This window comes from Roseateles sp. (assembly GCF_046300915.1).
Classification (GTDB): Bacteria; Pseudomonadota; Gammaproteobacteria; order Burkholderiales; family Burkholderiaceae_C; genus Kinneretia.
On sequence record NZ_JBKCLH010000112.1, the window covers coordinates 17,980 to 31,155 of the forward strand.

7 protein-coding genes are annotated in these 13,176 nt (G+C 69.2%); 5 read left to right on the plus strand and 2 right to left on the minus strand.

What is annotated here, in order from left to right; translation table 11 throughout:
• Positions 1-13 precede the first annotated feature (13 nt).
• Both ACK5F2_RS08500 and ACK5F2_RS08505 read left to right on the plus strand, forming a co-directional pair.
• A complete protein-coding gene (locus ACK5F2_RS08500; protein WP_409864086.1) occupies positions 14-3,664 on the plus strand; it encodes a PAS domain S-box protein in 3,651 nt (1,216 codons plus the stop codon).
• 57 nt (positions 3,665-3,721) lie between these two features.
• Positions 3,722-4,312, plus strand: coding sequence for a response regulator (locus ACK5F2_RS08505; RefSeq protein ID WP_409864087.1), 591 nt, complete (start codon positions 3,722-3,724; stop codon positions 4,310-4,312).
• 34 nt (positions 4,313-4,346) lie between these two features.
• Here the strand turns inward: ACK5F2_RS08505 and ACK5F2_RS08510 are convergent, their stop codons facing one another.
• Positions 4,347-6,020, minus strand: coding sequence for a sensor histidine kinase (locus ACK5F2_RS08510; RefSeq protein ID WP_409864088.1), 1,674 nt, complete (start codon positions 6,018-6,020; stop codon positions 4,347-4,349).
• Between the two features lie 201 nt (positions 6,021-6,221).
• Here ACK5F2_RS08510 and ACK5F2_RS08515 point away from each other — a divergent pair, with 201 nt between their 5' ends.
• Genes ACK5F2_RS08515 through ACK5F2_RS08525 form a run of 3 tightly spaced genes read left to right on the plus strand, consistent with a single transcriptional unit; the run spans position 6,222 to position 12,729 of the window.
• Positions 6,222-8,585, plus strand: coding sequence for an ATP-binding protein (locus ACK5F2_RS08515; RefSeq protein WP_409864089.1), 2,364 nt, complete (start codon positions 6,222-6,224; stop codon positions 8,583-8,585).
• A complete protein-coding gene (locus ACK5F2_RS08520) occupies positions 8,582-10,825 on the plus strand; it encodes a putative bifunctional diguanylate cyclase/phosphodiesterase (RefSeq protein ID WP_409864090.1) in 2,244 nt (747 codons plus the stop codon). Before ACK5F2_RS08515 ends, ACK5F2_RS08520 begins: the two co-directional genes overlap by 4 nt.
• A 35-nt stretch (positions 10,826-10,860) precedes the next feature.
• On the plus strand, positions 10,861-12,729 hold the full coding sequence (locus ACK5F2_RS08525; protein WP_409864092.1) for a diguanylate cyclase domain-containing protein: 1,869 nt from the start codon (positions 10,861-10,863) through the stop codon (positions 12,727-12,729).
• Between the two features lie 82 nt (positions 12,730-12,811).
• Here the strand turns inward: ACK5F2_RS08525 and ACK5F2_RS08530 are convergent.
• Positions 12,812-13,176: tyrosine-type recombinase/integrase (locus ACK5F2_RS08530; RefSeq protein WP_409864093.1), on the minus strand; the 365-nt coding region annotated here is incomplete at its 5' end.

A 13,176-nucleotide genomic window follows, 5' to 3' on the forward strand; every position in this document is an offset into this window, starting at 1 on the left:
ACACTCGGGCGCGATGCCCAAATCCCCCGCGCAGCTCCCCCTTCTGTCCTCCGACCTGACTGCCCTGCACGGCCTGCTGGCCCTGCTGGGCGATCCGGTCTGGACGCTCGATGAAGGTCTCAAGCTGCTGGAGGCCAATCCGGCCGCCCAGGCCCTGATGCCGGCCCAGGCGGGCCAGTCCCTGCCCCTGGCCGGCCTGCGTGACTGGCTGCGCCTGGCCTGCGCCGCCCTCGACGAGGATCGCCGCCCCCCGGCGGCCCCCCCCCTGCCCGGGCATGCCAGGCTGCGCCTGAACCTGGTGCGCGTGGAACGCGCTGACGGCGAGAGTGACGGCGCGCGCTGGCTGCTGCACGCGGCCGGGGCGACGCCTCGCGGCGAGAGCACGGCCAGCCCCCTGGGTGGCAGCGAATGGCTGCAACTCTTCGCCCAGGCCGATCAGCCCGTCTGCCTGCTGGACACCCAGCTGCGACTCCAAGGGGTCAACCCGGCCTTTGCCGAACTCTGCGGGCGCGAGGCCGCGAGCCTGCAAGACCTGCCCCTGGCCGAGCTCGTCATCCCCGGCGAGCGGGCCACGCTGCGCGGCAGCAGGTCCAGCCGGGCCGTGGCCAAATCCCTGGCCCGGCCCGCGCAGCTGCCCGAGGTCCTGCACCTGCTGGACGCCGAAGGACGTGAACATCCTCTGCGGCTGAGCCTGCAAGCCCTCAACCCCGATCTTCAGCTGGCACTGCTGCAAGACCTGACCCCCGAGCACAATGCCCGGCAGCAGGCCGAACGCGCCCAGGCCGAGCTGGAACAATGGCTGACGCTGAGCCCTTTGCCAACGGTGCAGTTTGATGACAGCGGTCTGATCCTGCGCGCCAACCCGGCCTTCGCGGCGCTCAGCCTGAGCTCGCCCGCCAGCCTGCACGAGGCTCCTGCTGCGCTTCAGATGCTGCTGGCCTGGGATGCCGGCAGCGCACGCCCGGCCAGCGCGCTGCTGGCCCTGTCGGCCGGCGCCCCCCCGCTGCAAACACAGGCCCAGCTTGTGGACCCCGCCGGACGGCAGCGCTGGCTGCAGGGTCGGGTGCAAGCCTTCGGCACGCTACGGCGCTTCATGGCCGTTCTGGAAGACCGCAGCCTTGAGAATGAGCGCGATCTGGCCCACCAACAGCTGGATGCCCTGATGGACACGGCCGGCGTGGGCCTGGCCACCTTCCAGCAGGATGCCGGCTGGCTGCGCCCTCGCGCCAGCAGCGGTGGTGGCCAGACCAAGGGCGCGCTGGCAGGCCTGCAGGGCGTGGGCCGCGATATGGTGGAAGCGGACTCGCTGCCCGAGTTCGAGCGCCTGCAGCGCGCGCTCAAGAACGGAGACCGGGTCGAGGTTCGCTATGCCGTGCGCCACCCCGAGCTGGGCCGACGCTGGCTGCTGACCCGGGTGGAGCCCGGCCAGCTCTCCAGCGGCCAGCGCACCACCTCGGTGGTGACCCTGGACGTCACGGCCCAGGCCCAGGCGGAGCGCCGCAACCAGCAGCTGCTGGCCGAGCTGTCCACCATCATGGACAGCTCCGGCGTGGGCATGGCCTATCTGCGCGACCAACAGCTGCTGCGCTGCAACGAGGGCTTCGAGCGCATGCTGGGGCTCACGGTCCGCCCGGCGGCAGGCACCGCGGTGGCTGGCCTGTTTGCTGCCCTGCCCGAGCTGGCCCGGCAGGTGCCGCAAGCGCTGACTCAGCTCAGCAGCGAGTCGCGCTACGAGGCCGAGTTCGTCGAGATCGGGAGCGAGGCCGACAAGCCGCGCTGGCTGTCCCTGAGCCTGCGCAAGGTGCAGGGCCCGAGCGACGAGGCCGTGCTCGTGATCAGCGACATCAGCCGCCTCAAGACCCAGCAGACGCAGCTGGAAGCCCTGCTGCAGGACCGGGAGCTGATGTTCAATCTCTCCGATGTGGGCATGGCCATCCTGCGCCAGGGTGAGGTGGCTCGCGCCAACGAAGCCCTGGCCGGCATGAGCGGCTACCGCATCGGCGAGCTCAACGGACTGGCCCAGCGCGAGCTGTTCGAGTCGGCCTTCGAGTACGAGCGCCTGCAGCCGCAGATCCGGCAGGCCCTGGCCAGCCAGGGCCAGTGGAATGGGGAGCTGCGCCTGCGCCGCCGCGATGGCAGCGGCCTGTGGACCCAGGTCAATCAGCGTGTGATGCGTCCCGGTGCCCCGGACGAAGGCGTGATCGCCACCTATGTCAATGTTGACGACCGCTGGCGTGCACAGCAGTCGCTGATGCTGCAGACCGAGCGCGAGCGCGCGGTGCTGGACTCGGTGCTGGTCGGCATCGTCATCGTGGGGCGCGGCGGCATCGAGTGGATGAACCGCTCGGCACGCCGCATGTTCGGCGGCGACCTCAGTGCCTTCGCGGGCAAGCCGATCAGCGTGGTGGCCACGACGGACCCCGCGCACCCCTTTCACCAGACCCATTACCTCGATGAGCTCACCGAGGGCCAGGCTGAGACCTTCGAATGCCGGCTCAAGGGTCTGGACGGGCGCGAGTTCTGGGTGGTGGGCAATGCCGTGGTCACCGGGCTGGAGGAATCCGGGCGCCAGCTCACCTATGCCCTGCTGGACATCGAGCGGCGGCGGCAGGCCGAGGCCCAGACCCAGCAGGCCCAAGCCTCCCTGCAGCGCATCATCGAGGCCGCCCCCCTGGCCATCACCCTGCATGACGCCAAGACCCTGGAAGTGGAGCAGATCAACCAGGCGGCGGCCGACCTGGCCGGCCGCCCTGAGGCGGCCTTGCTGGGCGCCAGCCCCGAACAGCTCTTCGGCCCTGAGCATGGCCCGATCATCCGCGCCGATATGGAAGCGGCGCTGCGCGGCACCGAGGTGACGCAGCGCGAGTACCGCTTGAGCCTGAACGGCCAGACCCGCGTCTGGGATGCCCGGCTCTTGCATCTGGCACCCGGCCTGGACCCCAACAACCCGAATGCGCCGAGCGAACCGGAGCAACTGCTGCTGGTGGCCAGCGATGTGACCGAGCAGCGGGCCGCCGAGGAGGCGCGCCTGGCCGCCGCCATCGCCCAGCGCGAGCTGCTGGTGCGTGAGGTCCATCACCGCATCAAGAACAATCTGCAAGGCGTGGCCGGCCTGCTGCAGCAGATCGCCGCGCGTCGCCCGGAGGTGGCCGGCGTCATCAGCGAGGCCGTGGGCCAGGTTCAGGCGATTGCCCAGGTCTATGGTCTGCAGGTGGGAGCCTCCGGGCCCTTGCGCGTGCGCAAGGTGGTGGAGGCCATCACCGGCTCAGTGCAGCGCCTGCATGCCAAGCCCATCGCCCTGGAGATCGAGGGTGAACAGAGCGAGCTGCTGCACCAATGGGCCTTGCCCGAGGCAGAGTCCATCCCTATCGCCCTGACCCTGAACGAACTGCTGGGCAATGCCTTCAAACATGGCGGCGGACAAGCGCCGCGCTGCACCCTGATCTGCGGCGACAAGCATGTGGCCCTGCGCATCGTGAACCAGGGCCAGCTGCCCGAGGGTTTCCAACTCAGCCGCGTCCCCGGCGGCGTGTCGGGCCTGGGCCTGGTGCGGGCCCTGCTGCCGCGCCGCAGCGCCATCCTCAGCCTTGAGCAGCGCGCAGGGGACGTCGAGTGCCTGCTGGAACTGCACCCGCCCAGCGTCAACCGGCTTGCGCCGCTCTGATTTACGACTCATGGGAGAATGAGTCAATAACTGCGATGCAGGCAGGGAGCCGTCCTGGTGAGCACAAAGGGAAAGATCCTCGTAGTCGATGACGATAGGCTGGTTCTGGCCACGCTGACGCATGGCCTGGCCCAGGCCGGCTACGAAGTGCTGGATGCCGACAACGGCGATGACGCCATCCTGCTCGCCCGCGAGCACCGGCCCGAACTGGCCCTGCTGGACATCCGCATGGAGGGCATGAGCGGATTTGACGTCGCCGCCTATCTGCGCGAGTACCTGCAGCTGCCCTTCATGTTCCTCTCGGCCTTCGCCGACGAGGCCACGGTGGCCAAGGTCAAGGAGCTGGGTGCGGTGGCCTATCTGGTCAAGCCCCTGGACATCCACCAGATCGTGCCTGCGGTCGAGGCGGCCTTCGCCAAGCGTGCCGAACGGCCCGCAGCGGCGCCGCGGCCCTTGCCGGCCGATGCCGCCGTACTGGACCAGGTCGTGCCTCTTGCAGTGGGCGTGCTGATGCACCGCTACTCCCTGTCTCGCCCAGAAGCCCTGGCACGCCTGAACAAGCTGGCGGACACCGAAGGCCGGCCACTGGCCGAGGCCGCGCTGCGCCTGGTGGAGGCGGTGGAGTTGCTGGCCCTGCCGGGCCGCTGAGGATCTCGCCCGCGCCTCCGGGACTCCGGGGGCCTCAGCCCAGGGTGAAGAAGAAACGCGCGCCCTGCCCCACCTCGGACTCGGCCCAGACCTCGCCGCCATGGCGATGCACGATGCGCCGTACCGAGGCCAGGCCCACGCCCGTGCCCTGGAAGTCGCTGGCGCTGTGCAAGCGCTGGAACACGCCGAACAGTCGCTCGGCGAAACGCATGTCGAAGCCCGCACCGTTGTCCATCACCATATAGGCGGGCTGTGCCCCCAGCAGCTGGCGCTCGAAGCGGATCTCCGTGACCGGGTTCTTGCCGCTGTACTTCCAGGCATTGCCCAGCAGGTTTTCCAGCACCATGCGCAGCAGCGTGGGGTCGCCCTGGACCAGCAGATCGGGCTGTATCCAGACCTGGGCCTCGCGCTCGGGCGCGGCGCGGCGCAGCTCCTCCATGACCAGGCCCGCCAGCTGGGACAGATTGACGGTCTGCTGCTGCAAGGGCTGGGACGAGAGCTGGGTCAGAGACAGCAGTGCATCGATCATGCTGTTCATACGGGCTGCCGCCCCCATGACCCGGTCCAGATGGTCATTGCCGATGCGGTCCAAGAGGCGGCCATAGTCCTCCTTGAGGATGCGGGCAAAACCCTCCACCACCCGCAAGGGTGCGCGCAGATCATGCGAGACCGTGTAGCTGAAGGACTCCTGCTCGGCGCGGGCCCGCTCGGCAGCCTCCACGGCCAGCGTGGCCGGCACCGTGTCCAGCGCGCCCTGCGGCCACAGGCTCAGCAGGCTGATGTTTCCCGGGCCCGGCAAGGGACTCAGGCACAGCCACCAGGGCCCGCAAGCCACGCCCTGGGCGGCGGTCGGCGCGGCCGCGCACTCACGCACCTCCACCGGCAGGCCATCGAGGCAGGCCCGCCAGGGCTCTCCCCGCAGCTGCTCGGCGGCGCGCCCCATCAGCTGGGCCGCCGCAGCGTTCAGATCGAGCAGACGCGGATGGGCGCCCGCCATTTCGGCCACCAGCCAAGCCGGGCCGGGCAAGGCCTGGACCCAGCCGCGGGAGTCGCCCAGCTGGGCCTCGGGGGCGGCGGGCGCTCGCAGGCCGGCCGCCTGTTGCCCTTCGGGCACGCGCCCTACCGGACGCGCCGTGCCCATATAGCCCTGAAAGCGTCCGAAGCCATCCAGACAGACCTGGGCGCGCAAGAGCCAGCGCCCCGAGAACTGCGCCGCAGCGCCGCCGTCCACGGCGGCTTCGACCAGCACATCGGTGAAGGGAGCCTGTTCCTGCAGACGATGCAGGAGCTGACCCGCCTCGCCATCGACCAGCCGGAAGCGCTCCCACAGGGTCTGCGTGGCCGCCAAGCCCACCCAGGTGGAGGCCGGCGCGGCTTGCGGCGCCTGCCAGCGCACCAGATGATGCTGGGCATCGGTACGCCACTGCCAGTCCGTCTGCAGCTGGCTCAGGACCTGCAACTGCTCGCGCGCCTCGCGCAGCGACTCGCCCAGGCGCTGACGCGTCAGACGCACGCCCACATGCCAGCTCAGCGCCGCCACCACCAGGATCAGCAGCCCCAGGCCCAGACCGGCGAGCAGCACGGCGAGCTGCGCGCTGCCGCCTGCGGGCCACAACAGCCAGGCCAGGAGCGACACCAGCACCAGCAAGGCGGCCCCCATCCATGGCCAGCGACGTGAGGCAAGGCTTGCTCCGCTGAGGCTATTCATGGTCGGCATTGTATGTAGGAGAAATGCACGGTTTGCCCGAGCCGCTGTGGCTGTAGCTGTAGCTGCGCCTCAAGTCTGAAGCCCCATGGCCGATAAGCGCAGCATGAAAGCCCGTACGGCGATGAAATGAGCGGGGCCGAGCGCCCGATCGAGGAGCAAGCGGCAAGCGTCGGCACCGAGGCGGCATGGCCGGGACCGCTCATGGCCGGCGACTTGCAGCAGCTGAGCGACCAGCTGCCCCTGGGCATGCTGGTCATGGACAGCGGCCAAGGCCGCCTTCTGCATGTCAATGCCGAGGCGGAACGCCTGCTGGGCCTGCGCCGCAGCCAATTGCTGGGGCAAGCGGCCGGCGAGGTACTGCCATCGGTCCTTGCCGCACTATGCCTGCCACCGCGCTGGCGGGCCCTGGAGAATTCGTCCCGCCATGCGGCGCGCGAAGCCCTGTGGCTGCCCCATGCCAAAGGCCCCCGCTGGGTGCAGCTGCAGCGCAGCCTCATTCCCTGGAGCGGACTGCGCCGCCCGGCGGGCATGCTGACGCTCAGCGACCACAGCGCCCAACGGCAGCTCGAGCGCGCCCTGCAGGAGAGCGACACCCGCTTCCGGGAAGTGACGGAAGCGGTGAGCGAATGCCTGTTCGTCACCACGCCGGACTGGGACCGCCTGCACTTCAGCTCCCCCCTGCTGCTGGATCTGCTGGGCCTGAGCACGCTGGATCTGGCCCAGGGGCCGCGCCAGTTCGAGCGGCGCATACACCCCGAAGACCTCGGCCTCTACGCCCGCCGCCTGAGCGCCCAGGCACGCGGCGAGGCCAGCGACCTGATCCTGCGCATCCTGCACCCCGCCAAGGGTTTGCGCTGGATGCGTCTGCGCTGTCGTCCACAGCGCCACCCCGGCGGTCAGACCCTGGTCTACGGCATCCTGGCCGATATCAGCGAAGAGCAGCAGCAGCACCGTGAGCTGGCCCAGGCCCGCGACCAGGCTGAAGCGGCCAGCCGGGCCAAGAGCGAGTTCATGGCCAATATGAGCCATGAGATCCGCACCCCGCTCAATGGCATGCTGGGCATGACGGAGCTGCTGCTGGGTACACCGCTGAGCCGCCAGCAGCGAGGCTATGCCGAGACCGCCCTGCGCTCGGCCCAGGATCTGCTGGGTCTGATCGACGAGGTGCTGGACTTCGCCAGCGCACAGGCCGGGCAGCTGCGGCTGCAGCCCGGCCCCTACGCCCCGGCGATGCTGGCCCGCCAATGCCTGGATGTGGTCCGCCCCGCCACCGAGGCTCGCGGGCTGGCGCTGCGGCTGGACTTGCCGGACCGGCTGCCCGAGCAGGCCTGGGGAGACGCCAGACGCATACGCCAGACCCTGATGGAGCTGCTGCTCAACGCGCTCAAGTTCACCGTGTCCGGCGAGATCGGCCTCAAGCTGGAACCGCAGGGCTCCACCCTGCACTGGCATGTGAGCGATACCGGCGTCGGCATGGCGCCCGAATTGCTGCAACGCCTCTTCCAGCCCTTCACCCAGGGCAATGCCAGCTTGTCGCGCCAGCATGAGGGCGCCGGCATGGGTCTGGCCCTGGCCGCCCAGCTCGCCGAGCTGATGCAAGGGCAGCTGCAGGCCCGCAGCGAGCCGGGCCGAGGTTCCCTCTTCACCCTCAGCCTGCCCCTGGGCGACAGCGGCGGGCGCCTGTCGCACACACAAGCATCAGTGCCCGGGGCCAGCATCCTGGTGGTGGAGGACAACCCGGTCAACCAGCAGATCAGCACCGAGATGCTGGAGCGTCTGGGCTACCGCTGGCGGGTCTGCGAGGACGCACTCAGCGGGCTGCGCGCTCTATGCGAGCAGCGCTTCGACCTGGTGATGATGGACATCCACATGCCCGGCATGGACGGCACGCAGGCCCTGCGCCTGTTCCGCGGCGGTCCGCAGCCGGACTATGACTTCATCAGCGAGAGCCATACCCCGGTGATCGCGGTCACGGCGAACGCGCTGGGCGGCGATGGATCGCGCTGGCGCGAGCATGGTTTTGATGACTATTTGCCCAAACCTTTTCGTATCGACCAGCTACAAGACATGCTGCAGCGCTGTATCGCCGTTGACAATACGCGCAAGCTCGCCCTGCAGCGCGCGAATCCGGCCGAGAATCCGCCGCCGACCGATGGAACTTCTATGTCTGCCCAGTCCGCTTCCGCCGCCAACCCGGTGCCCCGGCTAGATCCCGAGGCCATTGCCCGTCTGCGTGAGCTCGATCCCGGCGGCGCCAACCATTTGCTGGAGCGCGTGGTCGCGGCCTATCTGAAGTCCCTGGACCGCTTGCTGCCCGATCTGGCGCAGGCCCGGGCCGCGGGCGTGCAGGGGCTGGACCTGGCGGCTGTGCGGCATGTGGCCCACACCCTAAAATCATCTTCGGCCAGTCTCGGCGCCTTGCAACTGTCCCAGCGCTGCGCCGACATTGAGGCCATGGCCCGTCAGGGACAAACCGAGGGCTTGGACATTCTGCTGGACGGCATGCATGATGAAGTGGCGCTGGTGCGCGAAGCCTTGAACGAGCTATTGGCCACACCCAGATGATCCCCTCTAGCCTCACCCCGGACGGCGATCTGCCAGAGCAGCCACGCGTGCTGCTGGTGGACGACGACGAGGTCAATCTGCTGTTGACCGCCATTGCCCTGCGCGAGCGCGGCTTCGACATCACCGAGGCCACCGGCGGCGAGCAGGCTCTGCGCATGATGGCCGAGTGGAGCCCCGATGTGGTGGTGCTGGACGCCATGATGCCGGAGCTGGACGGCTTCGAGACCTGCACCCGGCTGCGCAGCATGCCTGGCTTCGAGTCCACCCCGGTGCTCATGCTGACCGGTCTGGATGACGAGGCCTCCATCACCCGCGCCTACCAGGTGGGCGCCACCGACTTCTTCGTCAAGTCCACTCAATGGAGCCTGCTGGCGGGGCGCCTGCGCTATCTGCTGCGCAGCTCCCGCACCCGCATCGAGCTCGAGCGCAGCAAGGCCCGCCTGGCCCGCGCGCAAGACCTGGCCCGCATGGGCAGCTTCGAGTGGCGCCGTGGCCTGGGTGGCTTCACGCTGGCGGCCGAAGCCCTGCGCGTGTTCGGCCTGGGCAATCAGGACAGCCTGGACTTCATCGGCGCCATGCGCATGGTGCCACGCGAGGACCGCAAGCTGTTCTTGCACCTGCTGCGCGACGTCATCGCCCACAACTCGGTGCTGGTCACCGACCTGGCCGTGACCCTGCTTGACGGCCGCCAGCGCGTGATCCATATCGAGGCCGAGCCCGAGTTCAACGAGCAGGGCAATGCCAGCGGCTACACCGGCGTGCTGCAGGATGTGACGGACCGCCGCATGGCCGAGGACCGCATCCGACAGCTCGCCAATTTCGATGCCCTCACCGGCCTGCCCAACCGCCGCCAGCTGATCTGGCGCACCGAGCGCGCCATCGAGCAGGCGCGACGCATGGGCCATGAGGTGGGCCTGCTGCTGATCGATTTGGACCGATTCAAGGTGATCAATGACACCCTGGGTCATGCCGCCGGCGACGAACTGCTGATCGAGGTGGGCCGACGCCTGCGCGCCTGCGTGCGCCACTCCGACCAGGTGATCGAGGGCATGCTGGAGTCCGTCGGGGGCCGCTCCCACCGCACCCTGGAGGCCGTGGGCCGCCTGGGCGGCGACGAATTCGTGGCCCTGCTGCCCGAGGTGGCCGACGAGCGTGACGCCGAACGCGTCGCCGAGCGCGTGCTCGAGGCCATGCGCGAGCCCATCTTCATCGCCGGGCAGGAGTGCTTTGTCACCGCCAGCGTGGGCATCGCCATCTTCCCGCGCGACGGCGCAACCGTGGCCGATCTGCTGCGCAATTCCGATGTGGCCATGTACGCCGTCAAGGGCCAGGGGCGCAATGCCTCGGCCTTGTACAGCCCGCAGCTGGCCGGCCGCGGCCGCGAGAACCTGGAGCTGGAAAGCGCCCTGCACAAGGCCATCGAGCGCGGCGAGCTGGTGCTGCATTACCAGCCCAAGATCGATGTCCGCGGCGCCCGCATGGTCGGCGTCGAGGCCCTGATGCGCTGGCAGCGCGGCAACACCCTGGTGCCACCGGGCGAGTTCATTCCTTTGGCCGAGGAAACCGGCCTGATCGTGCCGCTCTCCGAGTGGGCGCTGCGCGAGGCAGCCCGCCAGGCCAAGGTCTGGCAGCTGAACTTCGGATTCTCGGACTCCATCGCCGTCAATCTGCCCAATCGCCTGTTCGAGCGCTCCGACCTGGTGGAACACATCCATCAGTGCGTCAGCGCCTATGGCGTGCCGCACCGCGCCATCCAGCTGGAGATCACCGAAACCGGCCTGATGAAGGATCTGCAGAACGTGATTCCCTCGCTGCACCGCCTCAACGAGGTGGGCGTGGAGATCTCGATCGACGACTTCGGCACCGGCTACTCCTCCCTGGCCTATCTCACCACCCTGCCCATCTCCGAGGTCAAGATCGACCGCAGCTTTGTGCGCGATCTGGGCATCACGCCGCAGAGCTCGGCCGTGGTCACGGCCATCATCGCCCTGGCACGCTCCCTGGGCCTGCGCGTGGTGGCCGAGGGCGTGGAGACCCTGCGCCAGATGGAGGTGCTGCACCGCCTGGGCTGCTCCGTCATGCAGGGCTTCCTGTTCAGCCGCCCCCTGCCACCCGATGATCTGGAGCGCTGGATCACCCAGACCGTGCTGCCACGCAAGGCCCCCTGGATCACCCAGGCCGAAACCCAGTCGCTCGAGCCCCTCCCCCCCACCTTCAGGCCGGGCGGCGCGCTGCGCTGACAGGCCGGAACGAGGCCACAAGCCCCCGCCCCGCCATGAATCGCACGGAACAAACGCCGGCCCAGCTCGCCAAGGCCGCTTTGCGCAGCCTGGCCCTGTCCAAGCAAGAGCCCACGCCCGAGAACTACGCCGCCGCCTATGCCCAGGAAGCAGGCGGGGCCTTGGCAGCGACATCCGCTGCGGGTTCCGAGGCCCTGCCCGAGCGCGCCCAGCAACTGCTCAGCCGCCTGATGGCCCTGGGCATACCCGACGGCCAAACCCGGCTTGAGATCGCGGGCCTGCTGCGTGAGACCCGCTGGGACGAGGCATTGCGCCGCGTTGAACGCCTGCAAGCCAGCGATGGGCCCGCGGCCCAGGCCGAGGCCCTGGCCGGCACGCTGGAACGCTTGGTGCGCGGCCTGGAGCGTGGCGGCCGACAGTGGACCCTGGCCCGCAAGAAGGACGGCCTGCAGCGCCTGCTCGCCAGCACCCGCAGCGACCCGCAGCGCCTGCTCACCCGCCTGCGCCAGCTGCTGCAGAACTGGGACAGCGATGTGGCCGACGCCAGCGTGGACACCCAGTTCAGCCCGGAAGATGCGGGCGGCACCCCCAGCCAGTTCTTCTCCGACAGCGAGTTTGCCGCCGAGCTGGACCCGGACGAGGTGGCCGAGCAGAGCGCCCCCGCCGATCTGTCCGCCCTGGCCCGCGACCCCAGCCTGCCGCACTGGACCGCCATCGAAAGCAGCCTGGAAGGCACGGTGGAACTTGCGCTGCGCGCCCCCGACGGCAATGCCGACGGCGTGGCCGGCCAGCTGCTGGCCGAGCTGCAAGCGGCCCAGACCGCGGTGCTGCGCGAGGGCGCCGATGCGCAGCAGGCCGAGCTCTTTGCCGGCCTCAGCGCCCGCGCCCGCCATCTGCTGGACCATCGCCAGCATTTGTTCGGCGAGTTGGGCGAACTCTGCCGCGAGCTCAGCGCCAGCCTGGTCGACCTCTCGGAGGACGACTCCTGGGCCAAGGGCCAGTGCGAGGCCATGAACAACACCTTGGAGCAAGGTCTCTCGGCACGGGGTGTGCGCTCGGTCAGCGAGCTGCTGCACAACACCCGCGAGCGCCAGCGCAGCCTGCGCGAGGAGCGCAGCCGCGCCCGCGACTCGCTCAAGTCCCTGATCCACAAGATGCTGGCCGAGCTGGGCGAGCTGGGCCAGCACACCGACCGCTTCCAGAGCAGCGTGGGCCGCTATGCCGAGGTCATCGAGCAGGCCGACTCCCTGGAAAGCCTGGCCGGCGTGGTACGCGAGATGGTGGAGGAAAGCCGCAGCGTCCAGGCCCTGGTGCGCCAGACCCAGGAACGCCTGAGCGCCGAGCACGAGAAGGCCAGCGCCATGAGCGAGCGCGTGCAAGAGCTCGAGGGCGAGCTCAAACGCCTCTCGGACGAGGTGCAGACCGACCAACTCACCCAGATCGCCAACCGCCGCGGTCTGATCGCCGCCTTCGGCATCGAGCAGGCCAAGCAGGAGCGCGACGACAGCGCCCTGGCCCTGGCCCTGCTGGACATCGACAACTTCAAGAAGCTCAACGACACCCTGGGCCATGCCGCGGGCGACGAGGCCCTGAAGTCCCTGGCCAGCCAGGTCTCGGCCCTGCTGCGCCCCGGCGACATGATGGCCCGCTACGGCGGCGAGGAATTCGTGCTCATGCTGCCCCGCACCCCGCTGGATGAAGCCCAGCAGGTGCTCACCCGGCTGCAGCGCGCCCTGACCAAGGCTCTCTTCATGCACGAGGGCAAGGACGTGTTCGTCACTTTCTCCGCCGGCGTCACGGTCTACCGTCCCGGCGAGACCCTGGAAGCCGCCCTGGACCGCGCCGACGTGGCGCTGTATGAGGCCAAGCACACGGGGAAGAACAAGGCGTGTGTGGCGCCGTGAGGGCGGAGGAGCTGAGAGGCGGCTTCAGGCTGAAGAACGCCAATCGCGAGTGACCGTTCTGGGAACGGCCGCCTGTGGCGAGTCACGCACCGGCCGTTCGGACGGACAGCGCGTCCATTGGGCTTCGCACCGCGCCGCCGCCAAGTTTGAGAACGTGCGTGTAGATCATCGTGGTCGCCACGTCGGCGTGTCCCAGCAACTCCTGAACGGTGCGGATGTCATACCCGGCCTGCAGCAGGTGTGTCGCAAAGGCATGCCGCAGCGTGTGGGGCGTCGCAGGCTTGGCGATGCCTGCGGACTCGACTGCGCGTTTGAACGCCCGCTGAAACGTCTGGTCATAGAGATGATGGCGCCGGACGACGCCGCTGCGCCGATCGGTCGAGTGCTCCGCCTGCGGAAATACCCAGAACCACGCCCAGGATGCGCCGGCCCTCGGATACTTCCGTT